This is a genomic window from Romboutsia faecis, from assembly GCF_014323405.1.
Classification (GTDB): Bacteria; Bacillota; Clostridia; order Peptostreptococcales; family Peptostreptococcaceae; genus Romboutsia_E; species Romboutsia_E faecis.
Genome location: NZ_JACRWE010000008.1, coordinates 53,002 through 75,686 on the forward strand (window position 1 = coordinate 53,002; position 22,685 = coordinate 75,686).

Genomic DNA, 22,685 nt, shown 5'->3' on the forward strand with positions numbered 1-22,685 from the left:
ATCTCCTTATGTCATAATAATTATAAAAAAGTAATAATAATACAAAAAAGCTATTATAATTAATGATAATATTTATGCAAGGAAAAAAGCAATATTAAAAGATTATATAATAAAATAGATGTTATAAATGGAGAGGGGAAATTATGAAAAAATGGAAAGAAGTAAATAAAGAGGGATACAACATTATAATAAACGATGGAGGGCAAAATATAGCTTATTCACCTGCGTCAGGAATTAAAATAATTGAGAAAGATGGATTTGCATTTAAAAATTTAAGTAAAAGCGGAAAATTAGAAAAGTACGAAGATTGGAGACTACCTGTAGAAGAAAGAGCTAAAGACTTAGCATCTAAAATGAGTGTAAAACAAATAGCAGGTCTTATGCTATATAGTGCACATCAAGCTGTTTCAACAGGAAATGACTTTTTTTCTAAAGCTTTCTCGGGAACATATAATGGAAAAAAAATAGATGAAAGTGATGCACATATTAGCGATTTAACTGATCAACAAAAGGAGTTTTTATTAAATGATGATTTAAGGCATGTATTGTTAACTAGAGTAGATAATGCAAAAATATCAGCTAAATGGAATAATAATGTACAAACATTTGTAGAAGGCATTGGATTAGGCATACCTGTAAATATTAGTACTGACCCAAGGCATGGTACAAGTGCAGATACCGAATTTAATGCAGGGTCTGGGGGGGACATTTCAAAATGGCCAGAATCCCTTGGACTTGCAGCAACTTTTGACAGTGAGCTAGTTAGAAGATTTGGAGATATAGCATCAAAAGAATACAGAGCCTTAGGTATAGCTACTGCACTATCACCACAAGTAGATATAGCAACTGAGCCAAGGTGGATGAGATTTAACGGTACTTTTGGAGAAGATCCAATTTTATCAAGAGACTTAGCAGAGGCATACTGTGATGGATTCCAAAACTCATCAAGCGGTTATGAAATAAAAGATGGATGGGGATATGAAAGTGTAAACGCAATGGTTAAACATTGGCCAGGTGGCGGTAGCGGCGAAGGTGGAAGAGATGCACATTATGCTTATGGGAAATATGCAGTATATCCAGGTAATAATTTTGATGAACATTTAATACCATTTACGGAAGGAGCATTCAAACTAAGAGGAAAAACTAAAAAAGCTTCTGCAGTAATGCCTTATTACACAATTTCTTACAATCAAGATAAGAAAAATGGAGAGAATGTAGGGAATTCATTCAATAAATATATAATTAGTGACTTATTAAGAGAAGAGTATAAGTATGATGGTGTTGTTTGTACAGATTGGATGATAACTAAGGATAATCACGTAGTGGATGCATTTATATCAGGTAAATGTTGGGGTGTTGAAAATCTTTCTGAAGAAGAGAGGCATTACAAGGCTTTATTAGCGGGTGTGGATCAATTTGGAGGAAATAATGAAGTTCTACCTATTATTAAGGCTTATGAAATGGGAGTTAAAGAGTTTGGGGAAGAATTTATGCGTAAGAGATTTGAAAAGTCTGCAATAAGGTTACTTCTTAATATCTTTAGAACTGGACTATTTGAAAACCCTTATGTAGAACCAGATAAATCTCAAGAGATAGTAGGTAATCCAAAATTCATGGAAGCAGGATATGATGCGCAGCTAAAATCTTTGATAATGTTAAAGAATAAAAATAGATTTTTACCAATAAAAGAAAGAAAAAATGTATATATACCAAAAAGAAGAGTAAAGGAAAGTAAAGATTGGTTTGGAAATATAATCCCATCTAGTGAAGTAGAACCAGTAAATAAGTACATAGTGGAAAAGTATTTTAATGTAGTAGAAGATATAAACAAAGCAGATTTTTCAATAGTATTTATAGAATCTCCAAAGACTGTGGGCTATACGAAAGAAGAAGGTTACTTACCAATTAGTTTACAGTATAGGCCGTATACTGCTACAAATTCAAGAAAAGAAAGTATAGCAGGAGGAGACCCATTAGAAAAGTCTAACAATAGAACTTACTTAGGAAAAACAAATTATGCAAGCAATGAAGCAGACTTAGATATAATATTAGAAACTAAAAAAGCCATAGGAGATAAGCCTTTGATTATATCCTTAAACTTAACAAACCCTACAATAGTAGCCGAGTTTGAAAAGTATGTTGATGGGATAATTGTAGATTTTGGTGCTCAAACTCAAGCAATTATGGATGTTATTTCTGGGGCTGTTAATCCAAGTGGGTTATTACCATTTAATATGCCTTTAAATATGGAAACCGTTGAAAATCAGTATGAAGATGTAGCGCATGATATGATGTGCTATAAAGATGAATTAGGAAATACATATGATTTTGCATATGGGCTTGATTTTAATGGAGTAATTAATGATGATAGAGTTAAAAAATATAAAAAGAGATAATTAAATAAAAATCAAGGTGTAATTGAATATTATACCTTGATTTTTTTTTAGTATTTAATAATATAGATATTAATGATAAACTTATAAAAAAGAATTCACAAGGAGATATAACATGAAGAAATTGATGATAATAGAAGATACTCAGATGATAAGAGAAGAGTTAACTTCTTTGCTTATAAAATATGGATATGAAGTTATAGCACCAGATAATTTTGAAAATATAATTCATGATATTAAATCAGCAAAACCAGATTTGATATTATTAGATATCAATTTACCTGTATTTGATGGATTTTATATTTGTAGGGAAATAAGAAAAGATATAAGCACTCCTATAATAATTGTAACAAGTAGAAATAGTGAAATTGATGAATTAATGAGCATGAATTTGGGTGCAGATGACTTTATTACAAAACCATATAACACTCAAATATTATTAGCTCATATAAATGCTGTATTAAAAAGAGCTTACGCAGATATGGAAAACTCAGATATACTTAGTATAAGGGATTTAGAATTAGATTTATCAAGAGGTATAATAAAAGCTTTTGATAATACATTAGAAATTAGCAAAAATGAGCTTAAGATCTTATCTTATCTTATAAAAAACAAAGAAAAAATAGTATCAAGAGATTCTTTAATGAATTATATGTGGAATTCAGATATATACATAGATGATAATACATTATCTGTAAATATTAATAGATTAAGAAAAAAGCTAAGTGAAATAGGTCTAGAGGATTATATAGAAACTAAAAGAGGATTGGGGTATATGATTAAATGACAATATTACAATATATAAAGGATAAGTCACTATTTTTAATAATAAACCTTATACTATTTTTTATAGTTTTTATCATTTCTATATATACGAATATTAGTATTCAATTTATAATAGTAATTTTTATGTTATGGTTTTTACCGCTTATATCTTATATTATTTTAGAGTTTATAAAATTTAATAAGTACTATAAAAATGTAGTTAGTATATGTGATAGTTTAGATAAAAAGTATCTATTATCAGAAATAATAGAAGAGCCAGATTTTGCAGAAGGAAAGATATTATATGACTTGTTAAGTGAAACAAATCGTTCTATGAGAGAAAGTATTAATTATTATAAAAATATCCAAAAGGAATATGAAGAATATATAGAGATGTGGATACATGAAATAAAAACACCTATAGCTTCTACATTGTTGCTTATTGAAAACAACATTGATATTATGCCTTTAGGTATAAAGGAACAGATAAAGAACATAGAAAATTATGTGGAGCAGGTATTGTACTATTCAAAAATAAATGATGTAAATAAAGATTATATAGTAAAGAGTGTTAACTTAGAATTAGTAGTAAAAAATGTAATAAGGAAAAATGCTAGTGATTTTATAAATAAAAAAATTAGTATTAATTTAGATGATATAAATGAAAATGTTTATACTGATTCAAAGTGGATTGAGTTTATAATTAATCAAATAATATCAAATTCAATAAAGTATTCGGTAAAAATATCCCCTAAGATAAGCATAAATTTAATAAAAAATGAAAATAATACAATATTAACAATTGAAGACAATGGAGTAGGAATAACGGATAAGGATATAAGGAAAGTATTTGAAAAAGGATTTACAGGAAATAATGGAAGAAAGTTTGGGAGATCAACTGGCATGGGACTATATATATGTAAAAAACTATGCGATAAGCTTGGAATAGGGATTAATCTAATATCAAAAGAGAATGAAGGCACTAAAATTAGTTTAGCATTTCCATATGATAAGAATAGGACGTTAGTAAAATAAATAATTATTAGATTGAGCTGTATATAAAAGTTATATATACAGCTCTTTTTATATTTGGATAAATTATTAATATTTAATTTTACTATTCTTACGAAAGTGTAAGCTTAGATTATATATTATGTAATTTTTTTTTTATGAAAAAGGTATAAAATATGTTTATAGAAAACAAACTTTAATATGAAGTGAGGAGAAAAATAATGAGAATAATGAGAAATATACTAAGTGTAGAAAATATAGAAAAATATTATGGTAATAAAGAAAATATAACAAAAGCTATAGATAATATAACTTTTAAAGTAGATGAAGGTGAATTTGTTGGAATAATGGGACCAAGTGGTAGTGGTAAAACAACATTACTTAACTGCATATCTACAATAGATAAAGTATCAAACGGAAATATAATCATAAATAATCAAGATATAACAAAATTAAAGTCAAAAAACTTAGATAATTTTAGACGTAATGAGTTAGGATTCATATTCCAAGATTTTAATCTTTTAGATACATTAACTGCATATGAAAACATAGCTTTATCTTTAACTATTAAAGGCGAAGATTCATCAAAAATTGATGATAAAATAAAAAAAGTTGCTAAAAATCTAGATATAGAGAAAGTATTAAATAAATATCCATACCAAATGTCAGGAGGACAAAAACAAAGAGTAGCTTCAGCTAGAGCTATAGTTACAAACCCATCATTAATATTAGCAGATGAGCCTACAGGGGCACTTGATTCAAAATCATCTAGATTATTATTAGATAGATTTGAATATTTAAATCAAGACTTAAAAGCAACTATATTAATGGTTACTCATGATGCTTTTACAGCTAGTTACGCTCATAGAATATTATTTATTAAAGATGGGAAAATATTCAATGAACTTATAAAAGGAAACGATACAAGAAAAGAGTTTTTCAATAGAATAATAGATGTTGTCACATTACTTGGAGGTGACGAGGATGTATTCTAAGATAGCGATTGGCAATGTAAAGAAGAGTTTTAAAGACTATAGTATATACTTTTTAACGCTAACCTTAGCAGTTTGTATTTTTTATAGCTTTAACTCTATAGAATCTCAAAAAGCCATACTTGAATTAAATCAAAATGAATCTGAAAATTTAGACTTACTTCTTAATATAATTTCTTATATTTCTGTATTTGTAAGTGGTATATTAGGTTGTCTTATAGTTTATGCAAATAATTTTTTAATAAAAAAGCGTAAAAAAGAATTAGGAATATACATGACATTAGGAATGGGAAAACAAAAAATATCTAAGATATTAACTTTTGAAACTATGCTAGTTGGTTTTATCTCATTATTAGGAGGTTTAATATTAGGTATTGCTCTATCTCAAGGATTATCAGTATTTACAAGTAATTTATTTGATGTTTCAATGGGTGAGTATCGATTTGTAATTTCAACTAAAGCAATAGGAAAAACAATACTTTACTTTGGAATAATATTTATTTTAGTTACTATTTTAAATACTTTTACAATATCAAAATATAAAATTATAGACCTATTAAACTCTTCAAAGAAAAATGAGGATATAAAAGTAAAAAATCCGATTATATATATAATAACTTTTATATTAGGAATGGTATGTATAGTAAAAGCGTATAGCATGATATTAACTAATGGCATAACATTAGATTTAGATTTTACAATAACATTTTTATTAGGTGTATTAGGAACTATATTATTATTCTTTAGTTTGGCAGGATTTGGACTTAATATAATAAAAAAATCTAAAACTATTTATTTTAAAAATTTAAATATTTTCATAGTTAAACAATTAAATAATAAAATAAATACGAATTTTATGTCTATGTCAGTAATATGTTTAATGTTATTTTTAACTATAGTAATGCTGTCAACTGGATTAAGTTTTAAAGATGCTTTAGAAAAAAGCTTAGAACAAACTACACCATTTGATGCAACTGCAATAATGTATATGAGCCCTGAAGATAATACAGACATAGAGAAAAGTTTAAAAGAATTAAAATTTAAATTTGATGATAATGAAAAATATGCTTATTACAATGAATACAGTATAAGCACAAACCTAGAGAATGCTTTTAAAAAGCATATAAGCCAATCTCAATTAAATAAATTATCTAAAGATAGAGAACTTTCTTTATATGTAGTAAAGGAATCTGAATATAATAAAATTATGGAGTTAGCAAATAAAAAGACAATAAGTTTAAAAAGTAATGAAGTCTTAGTTACATCTAATAGCTCTCAAATTGTAGATAATGTTAATTCAATATTAAATAATAATAATAAAATAGATCTTAATAATAAAACATTTATAGTAAAAAATAAAAAGGTAATAACGGATTCAACAAGAACAAGTGGTTATACAGACAACTTAATATCAATAGTAGTAAATGATGATATATTTAATATGCTAGATGCAAAAATATCAGCGAATTATCTTAATGTAAATTATGATGAAAATAATAGAGAAAAAGCTGAGAAAAAGTATGAGAGTTTATTTAACTCTTTCTTTAATGGTAAAATAAAAAATGAAAAAATTGGGTTTATAATAGGAAACACAAAGGATATAGTTTATTCACAAAATAAAGGGATGACTACAATAATAATATTCATAGGAATATATTTAGGAATAGTATTTTTAATTTCTAGTATGGCTGTTTTATCATTGCAACAACTTTCAGAAGCTAGTGATAGTATAGATAGATATAAGTCACTTAAAAGAATAGGTGCAAATGATAAAATGATAAATAAAACAATATTTATTCAAACACTTATATATTTTACTCTACCATTGGCCTTAGCCTTTGTACATTCTGTAGTAGGTATAAAGGTAGTTAGTGATTTTATATCTGCTTTTGGTAAGCCAGACATAGGGTTATCATCCCTTATAACAGGAGGTATATTTATAGTAATATACATGGGATATTTTTATGCTACTTATACAGGCTATAAAAATATAATTAAAAACTCATAAAAAATAAAAAATTATAGGATATTAATTTCCTATAATTTTTTTATTTTAAAAGTATACTTATTTATATAGTATGAGGAATATAAATAAAATGAAGTGAAAAAAGGTATATAAGGAGGAATTGATCTTATGGTAAATACTGCAATTATATATCAATCAAAATATGGAAGTACAGAAAAATATGCAAAGTGGCTTTATGAAGAAATTGGTGGAGATTTGTATAAAAAATCGGATGTATCTATAAATGATTTAAAAAAATATGATACCATAATTTATGGAGGCGGATTATATATTACAGGCATAGCAGGATTTTCTTTTATTAAGAATAATTATAAATATCTAGAAGATAAAAAAATTATTGTATTTGCAGTGGGAGCATCACCTTTTGATACAGGAATAATATTTGAAATAAAAGGAAATAACTTTCCTAATGAAATGAAATATATACCATGTTTTTATTTTAGAGGAGCTTTTGATGACAGAAAAATTAAATCAGGAGATAAGATCTTAATACTATTATTGAAAAAATTAATTAGTAAAAAAAATGAGTTAGATTATGAAGATTGGGAAAAAGCTTTTATTGAAAGTACAGAAGATTCTCAAGACTGGACTTGTAAAGAATATTTAAAGCCATTAGTTGAATATATTAATCAAAATTATAAAGAATAAAGTTAGATATATATAAGTAAATTCCATTAAATTATTTGACTTATTTGTGTTACAATGACAATATATAAGTAATTTACTAGGATGATAGGGGATAAGGAGATGAAAATACAATGGGAGAAGATAAACAGAGGGTTATACAAGAATATGTTCCTGGCAAGCAGGTAACACTTGCACATATAATAGCAAGCCCAAGGGAAGAACTATATCAAAAAATAGGGCTTGTAGTAGAAAAAAGAGATGCAATAGGGGTATTAACAATAACTCCAAGTGAAGCATCTATTATAGCAGCAGATGTTGCGACAAAAGCTTCTGGAGTATCATTAGGTTTTGTAGATAGATTTAGTGGGTCATTAGTTATTACTGGTGATATAAGTTCTGTAGAATCAGCATTAAATAAGGTTATTATGATATTAGGAAATACATTAAACTTTACAACTACAAATATAACGAGGTCATAAAATAATGAAAAAGATAATATTCATGGGGAAAACTGGTAGTGGGAAAACTACTTTATGCCAAAAACTAGATGATTTAGAGTTGAAATATAGAAAGACACAATCAGTAGAAATATATAATGATGCAATTGATACTCCAGGGGAATTTATGGAAAATAGATGGATGTACACATCACTAGCAACTACAGCAGCAGATGCAAAAATTGTAGCATTGGTTTATGACTGTACTCAGCATGAAAATTACATAGCTCCGGGTTTTGCTACTATGTTTTGTAAGGATGTAATAGGAATTATAACTAAAATCTCGCAAGGTGATGAAAAGTCTATCAAGTTAGCTTGTGATAGATTAAATTTAGCAGGTGTTAGCAGAATATTTAAAGTAGATACAATAGAGAATATAGGTATTGATGATCTTGTAAAATATTTAAATATTATTTAATTAAGGCTTAGAATTGGGGGGATTTTAGATGACTGAGGAAAGGCAAAGGATTATACAAGAATCAGTTCCTGGGAAGCAAGTAACACTGGCTCATATAATAGCAAACCCAAGAGAAGAATTATATCAAAAAATAGGTCTTATAGTTGAAAAAAGAGGGGCTATTGGAGTATTGACTATAACACCAAGTGAAACGGCAATGATTGCTGCAAATACTGCAGTAGAATCTTCAAGAGTATCATTAGGATTTGTAGATAGATTTAGTGGATCCTTAGTTATTACTGGAGACTTAACATCAGTTGAATCTGCAATTAAGCAAATACTAATTACTTTAGAAAGTACTTTAAACTTTTCAACTACAAAAATAACTAAATCTTAAATAAAGATAAAAGCCTACTTTAAGTTATAAAATATATTTATAATCTTTAGTAGGCTTTTAGAAATTTAAATATGCTTATAAGTATTTATATAAATAATAGGATACTACTTTAAATTGATATAAATTTCTTTATTAGAAGTATCAGTATAGTCATCTATTAAGTATAATATTGTATTTTTAAGATGATAGCATTCTTTGTCAGATAAACTATACTCAAAACTTAGTTCATTTATTTTTATATAATTAACAAATAAACTTACATTTTTACTTTCTTTGTTTTTTAATATCTCAATTTTTAAGTTTGATAGCAAACTTTCACTAAGAGACTCTAATGTATTTTTAATATCATATAAAATTATATCTAAAGTAGATTGTTTCATAGAAATAGTTTTATTATCTTTACAAGAATTACAATATAAATACAAAGCATTTGCTTTAGATTCGAAATTTACTAATTCATTATTTCCACATTTACTGCATATAGAATTATGTACCTTTGAAACAAAAGCATCATTTGATAAAATAAAATGGTTAGTGTTCACAGTTTAAACCCCCAATTAAGTATGTTTATAATAGTTATTTAATAAACCCTAAGAACATTTTAACATCTATTATAAAAGAATACTGTAGGTAAATGGTGGGAAAGTATATTAGATTATATAAATGTATGTAACAAAAAAAGAAGCCATAAGCTTCTTTTTTTCTGAATAAATCTATTATATTAATATCTATATTAAAAATAAATTATATTCTGTTTACGTTAGCAGCTTGAGGACCTCTAGCTCCGTCAACTATTTCAAAGCTAACTGCTTGTCCTTCTTCTAAAGTCTTGAATCCGTCACCTTGTATAGCTGAGAAATGTACGAATACGTCATCTCCACCTTCTACAGATATGAATCCAAATCCTTTTTCGCTGTTAAACCATTTTACTATTCCGTTCATCGTGAACCTCCAAATTATATAAAAAATACAAACTAATAAGATAAATAATTACCTTATCTTGTCTGTTAATTTATAGTAACATAGAAAAAAAATAAATACAAGGTGAAAATTAAAAAAAATTTAGAAAACTTAAAATTTATATGACTATTATATAACTAAAAGAAAGTTTGCTAATTATGGACATAATAAAAAAAATAGTGTATTATAATAAAAAATATAAAAAAATAATTTATTTTATAAAAAGATGTAGAATAAGGAGGAATTTATGCCAACGAGTGAAAAAGAAGTTGCGACAGTATTAGAAAAACTAGAATCTTTAAACTTAAAAAACTTAGATACATCTACACTATTGGATAAATTTATTAATTGGTCTATAGATAGCGGTGTAAGATTAATAGTTGGATTATTGATTATATCAATAGGTTTTAAGATAATAAAAAAGGTTGTTAACAAATTTGAGCATTTCTTGGAGAAAAGAGATGTAGATGTTACATTAAGAAGATTTTTAAAATCTTTCTCAATAGGTGGATTAAAAGCTATATTAGTGTTACTAGTAGTTACGCTTATATGGGATGTTAAGCTTACAGGACTTGTTGCTTTATTTACTTCAGCCGGGGTTGCAATAGGTCTTGCACTTCAAGGAAGTCTATCCAACTTTGCAGGAGGTTTTATAATTCTTTTACTAAGACCATTTAAAGTGGGGGATTATATACAAGCTGCTGGATATGAAGGCACTGTCGAGCAAATTGGTGTATTTTACACCCATTTACTTACTATAGATAATAAGGTAGCATTAATACCAAATGGGACATTATCAAATAATAGCTTGATAAACTTCTCAGCTAAAGAAAATAGAAGAGTTGATTTAATATTTAATGTAAGTTATGAGAACAATGTAATTCATGTTAGAGAAGTATTAAAAGAAATAATCGATAATCATCCTTTAATATCACATGATCCAGAACCATTTATCGGTATAGTTGAGCATGCTCAAAACTCGGTAAACTTTGGGGTTAGAGTTTGGTGTAATAAAGATGATTATTGGACTATTTATTATGATTTACTAGAACAAGTTAAAGTGAGATTTGATGAAGAAAATATAACAATACCATATCCTCAAATGGATTTACATGTAAATTATAAAACAGAAAACAAAAAATAATTAGTAATTTAAAAAAAGCAAAATTCCCCCCTGTTAATTAGACTGGGGGGAATTTATTATGCTTAATTTTTTATTAATAAATTTGAGGTTATAAAAGTGAATATGGCCTTTTATATTTTAATAGAAGCGTTACAAATTTGTAAGAAAAAAGTAAGATATATTTAATGTAAATAAGGTATACTTGATTTATAAAGGCGATTAAGAGAGGGAGAGAATAAATGGAGCATATTCAAGGATTATTTAATTTAGCACATGATTATTGGTTCCTTACAATGATAGTAGGATTATTTAGTACATTTATAGAAAGTTTTTTGCCAATATTACCATTAGTTGCAATAGTAACAGTAAATGCAGCTGTATTCGGTCTCGGTATGGGGCTTGTAGTATCTTGGATAGGTTCAGGACTTGGGACATTAGCGCTGTTTTTAATAGTAAGTAAATTTAGTGATAATAAATTTATTAATAAATATAGAAATGGAAAAACACAAAAAATAGTAGAGAAAGTTAGAAGTAAGGGATTTAAATTATTATTCATAGCTTATGCATGTCCTTTTATGCCAGCATGTTTAGTTACGATATCCTCAGCTTTATGTAAATCTGAATTTAAACATTTTGCAACAGCAATGTTAAGCGGAAAGTTTATAATGTTTGTGGTTGTAAGTTATATAGGTAGCGATATTAGAGGTTTTATTACAAATCCTATAAAAATAATAATATTTTCATTAATAGTATTATTAGCATGGATGATAGGTAATAAAGTTAATTCAAGTTTTGATCATAGTGAAGAAGAATTTCTAGAAATAAATAATGAATTAAAGTAAAGAACGGGTTATAGAGAAACTATGACCCGTTTTTTACTTTAATAAATTTATGTATATTAGACGAATAAATAAAATCTATATCCTAGAAGAAATATAATAATGAAATTAAGAATCTTGCAAATACTTTTTTCTAGTTTTGAACTAGTTTTTATTGATAGTATTGAGAGATTAATAGTAATTGGATAGAATAGCTCCACGCCCTCTTTAGTAATTAAGTCAAGGCAAATATGTGAAAAGACTCCTACAATAATACCACTGACTAAGCAGAAAAATACAATATTATTATCACTATATTGTAAAAGTAGTTCTCCTAAAAATGATAGAATTAATATAAATATTAAGCTATGTGTAAGACTTCTATGTCGAAGCTTTTTACCAATTTTCTTATGTATAGTGGGAAATCTTTTACTAATATATGAACCTCTCATATCTATATCGGGTATTAAAGACCCAAAGTAAGAAAAGTAAATATATATAAGTAAAAGTATAACTCGATAGTATAAATTATACTGCAATAAATAATCATTATAAATAAAAGGAAGAGCTAATAAAGCAAATATATATCCTCCCTTTATATGAGTTTCTTTTGTCATAAATCCTCCAATTGACATATAATGTAATTTATTACATTATATAGTAAATAAAATTATTTTTCAAAAAAATTTATATTAGATATTTAATTTCAATAAAGAAAATGTAAAAATTATGTTAATTATAGAAGGATAAGAGTTTCATTGATTTTTATAGAAAAATATATTTTAAAAATTAAATAAATAAATTGATTATCAAAGAAAATATGCTAGAATTTTATTATATTAATTATATGAAGTAATTTTATTAAACTTTATAATATAGTAAATATAAATTTTTTAGTATTTCTAATGGGGATAAAAAATAGTTAGGGGCGTTTTTTATGATAAGTATGATTCAGTTAGATAAGCTCATTGACGTTAAGGTTTTACAAAATATACAAGATAGTTTTTCTGATACTACAAAAATATCTGCTATTACAGTAAAGTACAATGGTGAGCCTATTACTAAACCAAGTAACTTTACAAATTTTTGTAATATGATTAGGAAAGATAAAAAAATGGCATCTATGTGTCATAAATGTGATGCTTATGGTGGAGTCCAATCAGCAATAAGTGGAAAACCTCATATTTACAAGTGTCATGCAGGATTATATGATTTTGCTGTACCAATAATGATTGAGGATAACTATGTTGGGGCTATACTTTGTGGTCAAGTCAAAATAAAAGACAAAGAAGATGAGAGAATTGGGAATTTTGGAAGAGATACAAATTGGAGTTGCAATAAAGAAATACACAATGCATATAAAGAAATAAAAATTAAGACGTATAAAGAAGTAGAAGATGCAGCTAATTTGATTTATCAAATGTCAAAATACATGGTAGATAGTGAATTCTTAAGGGTAGTTAGAGAAGAATTAAATAATAAATCTACTAAGCTAATGGAAGAAGAAAATAAAAGAATCGAATTAGAAAGAGACTTAAAAGAAGCTGAGTTAAAATCTTTACATAATCAAATAAACTCACACTTTATGTTTAACTCAATAAATACAATTGCAAATATGGCTAGATTAGAAAAAGCATATAAAACAGAAGAGTTTGTATATAATTTTGCAGATATGATTAGGTATAGCTTAAGAAAAGATAATTCTAACACAGTGTATCTAGAAGATGAGTTAGCATATATAGAGAATTATTTAAAAATACAAAAAACTAGATTTGGGAATAGACTAGAATATACGCTAGATGTAGATGAAAATTTCTATAATATAAAGTGCCCATATATGATACTTCAACCTATAATTGAAAATTTTATTAAGTATGTAGTTGAACCTAGAATTCATGGTGGAAAAATTGATATTACTGCATACAAAGAAAATAAAAAATTCATTTTAGATATATGTGATAATGGAGATGGAATAGATAAAAATAAAATTAAAAGTATACTTGAAGGTATTGAGTATATAAAAAATAAAAACTGTATAGGACTTTACAATATAAATAAAAGATTGACATATTTATATGGAGATGAGTACCAACTTCAAATACATAGTCCAAATGAGAAAGATAAAGGGACATTAGTAAGAATTACTTTACCAATGGACAAGGAGGTTATATATGTTTAATATTCTAGTTGTTGATGATGAATATTTATCTAGAAAAGGTGTAAAATCAATTATACAAGAGGAACTAGAAGAAGATATTAAGGTACTAGAAGCATCAAATGGTATAGAAGCAAGAAAAATAGTTGATGAACAAAATTTGGATGTCATATTATTGGATATAAATATCCCTGGTATAAATGGAATTGATTTATGCAGATATATAAAATCAAAGTATGCAGATATACATATTATAGTAACTACAGCTTATGATGATTTAGCAACAAAAAATAAAATAATGAATCTTAATATTAGTAAATATTTAGAAAAACCAATTAGACCACAAAAAATTGTAGACAGTTTGAAAAAAATATTAAACATAAATAATAAAAATTTAAATAGTAATTACAGTGAAATATATATAAATAAGCTTAAAATATACATATTAAATAATTCATATAAAGAAAGTGTTGAAATGCTTAAAGAATATGTAGATTTTCTTTATAAGAGTAATGATGAAAAAGTTCTTGTTGATGATATAAATAATTTTATAAATAAATTAGAAGAAATTTGTAAAAATCAGAATATTTATATTGATCCAAAGATAAATTATAAAATAGTTGAAATGAAAAAAGGAAACTATAATTATTTACAAAAGAATGAGCTATTAAGTGAGTTCGTAAATCTAGTAAATAATATATTTGATTCAATATTAATAAAAGATAACACATCAAATAATTATGTAAAAGATATAAAAAATTATATTAAGAGAAATATTAATAAAAATATAACTTTAGAAGATGCAGCTAGTTATGTTAATCTTAGTCCACATTATTTAAGTAAAATTTTCAAAAAAGAAACTGGAGTTAACTTTATAAGTTACTTAACTGATAGAAGAATTGAAGTAGCTAAGGATATGTTAGAAGATGAAAATATGCCTATTTCTAATATTGCAATTGAACTTTGTTATAGTAAGTCAAATTATTTTAGTAAAGTATTTAAAAAGAAAGTTGGTTTAACTCCAAGTGAATATAGAGAGCAATATTTAAAAAAGAAGTTATGTTCTTTAATTAAATAGGTATAAGGGTGTAAATTATCTATACACCCATTTTATTTAATACTTAATATAATCTTCTAATTATGCTATCTAAATCATTAATGCTAGCGGATACAGGATTAGTAGAAGTACATATATCTTTGTAAGCAGTTTGAGCTAAGTTTGGTACTATAGCATCAAACTGCTTTTTATTTATATCTAAACTTCTAAGGTTTAGAGGAATTTCTAAGGCTTTATTTAATGATATAATTACTTCTTTTAAAATAGCAGCCGATTCACTAGAGCTAACATTAGAAGCACCCATGATTTCTAAAATTTTAACATAGCATTCACGAGTTTTTGCATCTCTACCATTAAATTCTATAATATAAGGGAGTACAATAGCATTACAAAGTCCATGTGGTAGGTGAAATGATGATCCTAAACCATGTGCGATACTATGTGTAATACCTAAGCCACTGCTATTAAAAGAAATACCTGCCATGCAAGATGCAATCTGAAGATTATTTCTATATTTCATATTATGTAGATCTTTGAAGCATTTTAAAAGATTTAATCTAATCAATTCTATAGATTTTAAAGCATACATTTGAGAAAATATATTACTATTAGTTGAAATATAACTTTCTATTCCATGGGTAAGAACATCCATTGCAGTTGAAGCAGTTATACTTTTTGGAACAGAAACTGTTAAAATAGGGTCTAAAATTGCTTCATCAGGTAACATAATATCGTTAGTTAAAGGAAATTTATTTTTTGTATTAGCATCAGTTATAACTGAAAAGTTTGTTACTTCAGAACCTGTTCCAGCTGTTGTAGGTATAGCAATAAAGTAAGGCTTATCTATCTTATCTTCTTCGATAAAGTTTTTCTTAAGTTGAATACAAAAGTACATTATAGCTTTTGCTGCATCAATAACAGAGCCACCTCCAACTGCAATTAGAGCATGAGGTTTTAGATTAACAATATGAGAAAGTCCTTTTTCAATGATTTCTGTAGATGGATCAGGGGTTATTTCATCAAAAATATGATAATCAATATTATTATTATCTAATATATCTGTAACTTTATTTATAAGTCTACTTTCTACCATAAACTTATCTGTGGCTATACAAACTTTTGTGAATCCAAAATTTTTTAAACTTAAAAGAGAATTTTCACCAAATGAAATTTTAGGATTTATATAAAAACTATTTATTTGATTCATTATGACACCTCCATCGACCTAAATGTTTAGATTAAATTTTATACGTATATTATAGTTTAATGCTAACAAGAAAACTTTAAATAACAAAAATTTGCATCTACAGATTAAAAATGTGTATTTAAATTAAATATTCGATATTAATATTTTAAAAACGTATAAAAATTTATCATTTATTAAAAAAAAGTAGACAGCACAGTTTAGGAAAATGATTTCAAGAGTAATTTTTAGTTATTATTTTACTCAAATAAGATTAAAAAGTATACTAATAAGTTAATAAATTTGCCATAAGACTAGTATAAAATTTAATTAAGATGTATGTGATACATATTTGTTCATGTACATAAGATTAAATTTTATATGATTAGGATATTAAACCTTGATAGTCCTAGGAAGGGGGAACCATGCAAAAGGAAGCTTTAGGTATGATAGAAACTAAAGGATTAGTTGGAGCTGTGGAAGCTGCAGATGCAATGGTTAAATCTGCTAATGTTACATTAGTAGGATATGAAAAAATAGGTTCTGGTCTTGTTACAGTTATGGTAAGAGGAGATGTAGGAGCAGTTAAAGCTTCAGTTGATGCAGGAGCAGTTGCTGCTGAGAAGGTTGGAGAAGTTGTATCTATACATGTTATACCAAGACCACACACTGATGTTGAAAAAATATTACCAAAAGAATTTTAATTTATTGGGTTATAGGAGGATATTAATATGAATGAAGATTTAATGGCAAAAATAATGGACCAAGTAATGAAGAAAATGGGAGATACTCCAGCTGAAGAACCAGCTGTTGTAGAAGCTAAAGTAGAAGATGCTTCAGGATTTTGTACAACAGGTTGTGGATTAACTGAATTTGTAGGAACTGCAATAGGAAATACAATAGGACTAGTAATTGCAAATGTAGATTATAATTTACATGAATTAATGAATATAGATAAAAAATTTAGATCGATTGGAATAGTTGGTGGTAGAACAGGTGCAGGACCACATATATTTGCTGCTGATGAAGCTGTTAAGGCTACTAACAGTGAAATATTATTAATAGAACTTCCAAGAGATACTGAAGGTGGAGCTGGACACGGTTCTTTAATTATATTTGGAGCTGAAGATGTTTCAGATGCAAGAAGAGCTGTTGAAGTTACATTAAAAGAATTAAATAGAACTTTCGGTGATGTATACGGAACTAGTGCAGGTCACTTAGAATTTCAATATACTGCAAGAGCTAGTTATGCATTAAATAAAGCATTTGGTGCACCAATAGGAAAATCTTTTGGTATAACTGTTGGAGCTCCTGCTGCAATAGGTGTTTTATTAGCTGATACTGCGGTTAAAGCTGCTAATGTTGATATAGTTGGATATGCTACACCAGGAAATGGTGGAACTAGCCATTCAAATGAGGTTATATTACAATTCTCTGGAGACTCTGGGGCAGTTAGACAGGCTATAATAGCTGCTAGAGAAGTTGGAAAACAAGTTTTAGGAACTTTATCTAATGATGAGATAGTTTCATCAACAGTACCATATATATAAAAACTAAGAATTAGAGGGGAGTGAGCGTTTTGAAATCTAAACGTTTTGAAGTTTTAGCAAATAGACCAGTAAACCAAGATGGTTTCGTTAAAGAGTGGCCAGAAGTTGGTTTAATAGCAATGGAAGGGCCAAATGATCCAACTCCAAGTATAAAATTAGAAAATGGAGTTGTTGTAGAATTAGATGGAAAAGCAAGAAAAGATTTTGATATGCTTGATTATTTTATAGCTGATCATGCTATTAATTTAGATAAAACTGAAGAAGTTATGAAAATGGATTCTTTAGAGTTAGCAAGAATGCTAGTTGATATAAATGTAAAAAGAAGTGATATAGTTAATCTAACAACTGCTATGACTCCTGCTAAAATAACTGAAGTTGTATCTCAAATGAATGTACTAGAAATGATGATGTCTATGACTAAGATGAGAGCAAGACAAACACCATCAAATCAATGCCACGTTACAAATGTAAAAGATAATCCAATCCAAATAGCAGCAGATGCAGCAGAAGCTGCACTTAGAGGATTTGATGAGCAAGAAACTACAGTTGGTATAGTTAGATATGCTCCATTTAATGCACTTGCTATAATGGTTGGTGCTCAAGTTGGTAGACCAGGAATACTTACTCAGTGTGCTGTTGAAGAAGCAACAGAGCTTGAATTAGGTATGAAAGGTTTTACTGCTTATGCAGAAACAGTTTCTGTATATGGAACTGAACCAGTATTTATGGATGGAGATGATACTCCTTGGTCTAAAGGATTTTTAGCATCTTCATACGCTTCAAGGGGATTAAAAATGAGATTTACTTCAGGAACTGGTTCTGAAGTTCAAATGGGATATGCTGAAGGTAAATCAATGCTTTACTTAGAAGCTAGATGTTTATATGTAACTAAAGGCTGCGGAGTTCAAGGGATACAAAATGGTTCAGTAAGTTGTGTTGGTGTACCAGCAGGTGTTCCAAGTGGTATAAGAGCTATACTTGCAGAAAACTTAATTGCTGCAATGCTTGACCTAGAGTGTGCTTCAAGTAATGACCAAACATTTACTCACTCTGACTTAAGAAGAGTTGCTCGTTCGTTAATGCAAATGGTCCCAGGAACTGACTTTATATGCTCTGGATATAGTGCAACTCCTAACTATGATAATATGTTTGCAGGTTCTAACTGGGATGCAGATGATTATGATGACTGGAATGTAATCCAAAGAGATTTAAAAATAGATGGTGGTTTAAGACCTGTAACTGAAGAAGATGTAATAAGAGTAAGAAATAAAGCTGCAAGAGCTATACAAGGATTATTTAAAGAACTTGGACTTACTGAAATAACTGACGAAGAAGTTGAAGCGGCTACTTATGCTCATGGTAGTAAGGATATGCCAAATAGAAATGTAGTTGAAGATTTAAAAGCTGCAGAAGAAATGATGGCAAGAGGTGTTACTGGTATAGATATAATAAAAGCTCTTTACAGAGCGGGATTTGAAGATGTAGCTGATAGCGTATTTAAACTTTCTAAACAAAAAGTAGCAGGAGATTACTTACATACAGCTGCAATACTTGATAAAGATTTTAAAGTTCACAGTGCAGTTAACTGTCCTAACACTTACAATGGTCCAAAAACAGGATACCAAGTTGAAGGTGAAAGATGGGAAGAAATTAAAAATATAACTAATGCTAAAAGCCCAGAAGATTATTAAGAAAGAGGTGATAAAAGATGGCAATAGATGAAAGAATGTTAAAAAGTGTTATAGAAGAAGTATTAAAAGAAATGGCTGGTGGAGCTAGCGAAGATTCAGTAGAGCCTAAAAAAGAAGAAATACCCAAAGAAGTAAGTTCTCTTGTTGTAACTGAAATAGGTGATTTCGTACCAAGTAATAGAGCGGATGAAGTTGTTATAGGTTTAGCACCAGCATTTGGTGTTCATCAAACTAAAACAATAATAGGTATAGATCATGCTAAAGTTTTAAAAGAAGTTATAGCAGGTATAGAAGAAGAAGGTTTAAGCTATAGATTTGTAAAAATATACAGAACATCAGATGTTTGTTTTATAGCTCATGATGCTGCTGAACTTAGTGGTTCAGGAATAGGTATAGGAATACAATCTAAAGGAACAAGTGTTATACATCAAAAGGATTTATTCCCATTAAGTAACTTAGAATTATTCTCTCAAGCTCCACTTATAGATTTAGAAACATTTAGAGCTATAGGTAAAAATGCTGCTAAATATGCTAAAAATGAATCTCCAGCACCAGTTCCAGTAAAAAATGATCAAATGGCAAGACCAAAATATCAAGCAATAGCTGCATTACTTCATATAAAGGAAACTGAGTATGCAGATAGAAATAAGAAACCTCAAGAATTAAAAATTGAGTTTAAATAAAACGGGGGTGACAAGATGAACCAAGATGTATTAATAAAACAAATAGTTGAAGAAGTTTTAAAAACTATGGGAGGAGAAGCTCCTGTAGCTAAAAAAGAATGCTGTCAAGGTAGCGTATCTAAAGAAAATTATCCTTTAGGTGAAAAAATACCTGATCAAATAAAATCTCAGTCTGGAATGAATCTTGCAGATATAACTTTAGAAAAAGTCATAGCTGGTCAAATAAAATCTGAAGATATGAGAATATCTCCAGAAACTTTAGAAATGCAAGCTCAAGTAGCTGAGTCAGTAAATAGAGGAGCTTTTGCTTCTAACTTAAGAAGAGCAGCAGAGCTTATATCAGTACCGGATAAAAGGATACTTGAAATATACAATGCTTTAAGACCATACAGATCAACTAAAGTAGAATTACTTGCTATAGCTGATGAATTAGAAACAAAATATGGTTGCAAAGTAAATGCAGATTTCGTTAGAGAAGCAGCTGATGTTTATGAAAAAAGAGGAAGACTTAAAGCTTAATACTTAACTAGGGAGGTATGCTATGGAAATAGTAGCTGGTGTAGATATAGGTAATGCTACTACGGAAGTGGCTCTAGCTAAAATAGAAGGTAAAGAGATTGAGTTTTTATCTAGTGGTATAGTACCAACTACAGGAATTAAGGGAACTAAAAAAAATATTAATGGACTGTTTCAATCATTGAAACAGTCCTTAGACAAAGTAGGACTTAGCGTAGATGATTTAGATAGAATCCGCGTTAATGAGGCAGCTCCCGTAATTGGAGATGTAGCTATGGAGACTATAACAGAAACTATTATAACTGAGTCTACCATGATAGGTCATAATCCAAATACTCCAGGAGGTGAGGGAGTAGGAGTTGGTATAACTACACTTATAACTGATCTTTCAAAAATGAAGGATAATGAAAATATAATAGTAGTAATACCAGATGAAGTGGATTTTGAACATGCAGCAAAGCTAATAAATAAACATAATGATAGACTTAATATAAAAGGAGCAATAGTTAAAAAAGATGATGGAGTTTTAATTAACAATAGAGTAGAAAATAAAATTCCTATAGTAGATGAAGTGAGTTTAGTTGATAAAGTACCTATTGGGATGAGAGCTGCTATAGAAGTTGCTCCAGTAGGTAGGGTAATCGAAGTACTTTCTAATCCATATGGAATAGCAACTCTTTTTGATTTAACTTCAGAGGAAACAAAACATATTGTTCCTATAGCTAGAGCATTAATTGGAAATAGATCTGCAGTAGTTATAAAAACTCCTAAGGGAGATGTTAAGGAAAGACGTATTCCAGCAGGGATAGTAGAAGTAATCGGTAAAAATAAAAGAGCTTGTGTAAATGTAGATGAAGGTGCAGAAAAAATAATGCAAGCTGTAAACTCTGTTAATGAGATATGCGATGTAAAGGGTGAACCGGGAACTAATGCAGGAGGCATGTTAGAAAAGGTAAGACATGTAATGAGTCAACTTACTAATCAACATCCTAATGTTATAAAAATCCAAGATTTATTAGCCGTAGATACTTTTGTACCACAAAGTGTTAAAGGAGGTCTTGCAAAAGAATTCTCTTTAGAAAATGCGGTAGGAATTGCAGCTATGGTAAAAGCTGATAAACTTCAAATGCAAATGATAGCAGATGAATTATCAGATAAATTACAAGTACCTGTTGAAGTAGGTGGAGTAGAAGCTGATATGGCAATAAGAGGAGCTTTAACAACTCCTGGTACCAATAAACCACTTGCAATTCTAGATATGGGTGCAGGTTCTACAGATGCATCTATAATCACTAGAAGTGGAGAAATAAAATCGATACATCTAGCAGGTGCAGGGAATATGGTAACTATGCTAATTCAATCTGAACTAGGATTAGATGATTTTGATTTAGCGGAAGATATTAAAAAATATCCATTAGCAAAAGTTGAGAGTTTATTTAACTTAAGACATGAAGATGGAACTGTTAAATTTTTTAATGAACCTCTAGATCCTAAATTCTTTGCAAAAGTAGTTATATTGAAGGAAGATATGATGATACCTATAGATGGAAATAAATCTATAGAAAAGATTAAATTAGTCAGAAAACAAGCAAAAGAAAAAGTATTTGTTACTAATGCATTAAGGGCTTTATCAGAGGTTAGTCCAACAAATAATATTAGAGATATAGAATTCGTTGTTTTAGTAGGTGGATCAGCATTAGATTTTGAAGTTCCACAATTAGTAACAGATGCATTATCTCAATATAATGTAGTTGCTGGTAGAGCCAATATAAGGGGCATAGAAGGGCCAAGAAATGCAGTTGCAACAGGTCTTATACTATCTTCAATAGAAGAGGTGAACTAGT

Annotated in this window: 23 protein-coding genes; 19 read left to right on the forward strand and 4 right to left on the reverse strand. The window is 28.1% G+C overall.

Annotated features, from left to right (window positions below):
- Positions 1-143: 143 nt before the first annotated feature.
- From H8923_RS14135 to H8923_RS14175, 9 genes are all read left to right on the forward strand, one after another.
- Positions 144-2,396, forward strand: coding sequence for a glycoside hydrolase family 3 protein (locus H8923_RS14135; protein WP_153972583.1), 2,253 nt, complete (start codon positions 144-146; stop codon positions 2,394-2,396).
- Positions 2,397-2,508: 112 nt separating this feature from the next.
- Positions 2,509-3,180 (forward strand): response regulator transcription factor, encoded by a 672-nt coding sequence (locus tag H8923_RS14140; protein WP_153972584.1) that lies wholly within the window; start codon positions 2,509-2,511, stop codon positions 3,178-3,180.
- Between the two features lie 122 nt (positions 3,181-3,302).
- On the forward strand, positions 3,303-4,193 hold the full coding sequence (locus tag H8923_RS14145) for a sensor histidine kinase (RefSeq protein WP_330596678.1): 891 nt from the start codon (positions 3,303-3,305) through the stop codon (positions 4,191-4,193).
- A 206-nt stretch (positions 4,194-4,399) separates the two neighbouring features.
- Positions 4,400-5,164 carry an ABC transporter ATP-binding protein gene (locus tag H8923_RS14150; RefSeq protein WP_153972662.1) on the forward strand — a complete coding sequence of 255 codons (765 nt, stop codon included), beginning with the start codon at positions 4,400-4,402 and terminating at the stop codon, positions 5,162-5,164.
- The gene (locus H8923_RS14155; protein WP_153972586.1) at positions 5,154-7,169 is read left to right on the forward strand and encodes an FtsX-like permease family protein; all 2,016 of its coding nucleotides are present in this window, start codon (positions 5,154-5,156) and stop codon (positions 7,167-7,169) included. The genes H8923_RS14150 and H8923_RS14155 overlap by 11 nt, the downstream gene beginning before the upstream one ends.
- 126 nt (positions 7,170-7,295) lie before the next feature.
- Positions 7,296-7,835, forward strand: coding sequence for a flavodoxin domain-containing protein (locus H8923_RS14160; protein WP_153972587.1), 540 nt, complete (start codon positions 7,296-7,298; stop codon positions 7,833-7,835).
- A 110-nt stretch (positions 7,836-7,945) separates the two neighbouring features.
- Positions 7,946-8,293 carry an ethanolamine utilization microcompartment protein EutS gene (gene eutS, locus H8923_RS14165; protein ID WP_153972588.1) on the forward strand — a complete coding sequence of 116 codons (348 nt, stop codon included), beginning with the start codon at positions 7,946-7,948 and terminating at the stop codon, positions 8,291-8,293.
- A gap of 4 nt (positions 8,294-8,297) precedes the next feature.
- Positions 8,298-8,729, forward strand: a complete 432-nt coding sequence (locus H8923_RS14170; protein ID WP_153972589.1) for a EutP/PduV family microcompartment system protein — start codon at positions 8,298-8,300, stop codon at positions 8,727-8,729.
- 28 nt (positions 8,730-8,757) lie between these two features.
- Positions 8,758-9,105, forward strand: a complete 348-nt coding sequence (locus H8923_RS14175; protein WP_153972590.1) for a BMC domain-containing protein — start codon at positions 8,758-8,760, stop codon at positions 9,103-9,105.
- A gap of 104 nt (positions 9,106-9,209) precedes the next feature.
- Here the strand turns inward: H8923_RS14175 and H8923_RS14180 are convergent, their stop codons facing one another.
- Together H8923_RS14180 and H8923_RS14185 are read right to left on the reverse strand one after the other, a co-directional pair.
- The gene (locus H8923_RS14180; RefSeq protein WP_153972591.1) at positions 9,210-9,647 is read right to left on the reverse strand and encodes a hypothetical protein; all 438 of its coding nucleotides are present in this window, start codon (positions 9,645-9,647) and stop codon (positions 9,210-9,212) included.
- A 202-nt stretch (positions 9,648-9,849) separates the two neighbouring features.
- The gene (locus tag H8923_RS14185) at positions 9,850-10,047 is read right to left on the reverse strand and encodes a cold shock domain-containing protein (protein WP_153972592.1); all 198 of its coding nucleotides are present in this window, start codon (positions 10,045-10,047) and stop codon (positions 9,850-9,852) included.
- Positions 10,048-10,312: 265 nt separating this feature from the next.
- On the opposite strand from H8923_RS14185, the gene H8923_RS14190 reads away from it, so the two are divergent.
- A complete protein-coding gene (locus H8923_RS14190; protein WP_153972593.1) occupies positions 10,313-11,209 on the forward strand; it encodes a mechanosensitive ion channel family protein in 897 nt (298 codons plus the stop codon).
- A gap of 218 nt (positions 11,210-11,427) precedes the next feature.
- Positions 11,428-12,030, forward strand: a complete 603-nt coding sequence (locus tag H8923_RS14195; protein ID WP_153972594.1) for a TVP38/TMEM64 family protein — start codon at positions 11,428-11,430, stop codon at positions 12,028-12,030.
- Positions 12,031-12,086: 56 nt separating this feature from the next.
- Here H8923_RS14195 and H8923_RS17775 read toward each other — a convergent pair whose 3' ends face one another.
- Positions 12,087-12,641 carry a metal-dependent hydrolase gene (locus tag H8923_RS17775; RefSeq protein ID WP_317982883.1) on the reverse strand — a complete coding sequence of 185 codons (555 nt, stop codon included), beginning with the start codon at positions 12,639-12,641 and terminating at the stop codon, positions 12,087-12,089.
- Between the two features lie 302 nt (positions 12,642-12,943).
- On the opposite strand from H8923_RS17775, the gene H8923_RS14205 reads away from it, so the two are divergent.
- Complete coding sequence (locus tag H8923_RS14205) at positions 12,944-14,185, forward strand: sensor histidine kinase (protein WP_153972596.1); 1,242 nt, start codon at positions 12,944-12,946, stop codon at positions 14,183-14,185.
- Complete coding sequence (locus H8923_RS14210; RefSeq protein ID WP_153972597.1) at positions 14,178-15,239, forward strand: response regulator; 1,062 nt, start codon at positions 14,178-14,180, stop codon at positions 15,237-15,239. Before H8923_RS14205 ends, H8923_RS14210 begins: the two co-directional genes overlap by 8 nt.
- Before the next feature lie 43 nt (positions 15,240-15,282).
- Here H8923_RS14210 and H8923_RS14215 read toward each other — a convergent pair whose 3' ends face one another.
- Entirely contained in the window at positions 15,283-16,425 is a 1,143-nt protein-coding gene (locus H8923_RS14215) for a 1-propanol dehydrogenase PduQ (RefSeq protein ID WP_153972598.1), read from the reverse strand.
- A 401-nt stretch (positions 16,426-16,826) separates the two neighbouring features.
- Here H8923_RS14215 and pduA point away from each other — a divergent pair, with 401 nt between their 5' ends.
- Genes pduA through H8923_RS14245 form a run of 6 tightly spaced genes read left to right on the forward strand, consistent with a single transcriptional unit; the run spans position 16,827 to position 22,684 of the window.
- A complete protein-coding gene (gene pduA / locus H8923_RS14220) occupies positions 16,827-17,105 on the forward strand; it encodes a propanediol utilization microcompartment protein PduA (RefSeq protein ID WP_147540568.1) in 279 nt (92 codons plus the stop codon).
- Between the two features lie 27 nt (positions 17,106-17,132).
- On the forward strand, positions 17,133-17,951 hold the full coding sequence (gene pduB / locus H8923_RS14225; RefSeq protein WP_153972599.1) for a propanediol utilization microcompartment protein PduB: 819 nt from the start codon (positions 17,133-17,135) through the stop codon (positions 17,949-17,951).
- A 29-nt stretch (positions 17,952-17,980) separates the two neighbouring features.
- On the forward strand, positions 17,981-19,642 hold the full coding sequence (locus tag H8923_RS14230) for a propanediol/glycerol family dehydratase large subunit (RefSeq protein ID WP_153972600.1): 1,662 nt from the start codon (positions 17,981-17,983) through the stop codon (positions 19,640-19,642).
- A gap of 17 nt (positions 19,643-19,659) precedes the next feature.
- Positions 19,660-20,325 (forward strand): propanediol/glycerol family dehydratase medium subunit, encoded by a 666-nt coding sequence (locus tag H8923_RS14235; RefSeq protein ID WP_153972601.1) that lies wholly within the window; start codon positions 19,660-19,662, stop codon positions 20,323-20,325.
- Between the two features lie 15 nt (positions 20,326-20,340).
- Positions 20,341-20,844, forward strand: a complete 504-nt coding sequence (locus H8923_RS14240) for a diol dehydratase small subunit (RefSeq protein ID WP_153972602.1) — start codon at positions 20,341-20,343, stop codon at positions 20,842-20,844.
- Positions 20,845-20,866: 22 nt separating this feature from the next.
- On the forward strand, positions 20,867-22,684 hold the full coding sequence (locus tag H8923_RS14245) for a diol dehydratase reactivase subunit alpha (RefSeq protein ID WP_153972603.1): 1,818 nt from the start codon (positions 20,867-20,869) through the stop codon (positions 22,682-22,684).
- The last annotated feature ends 1 nt before the right edge of the window (position 22,685 follow it).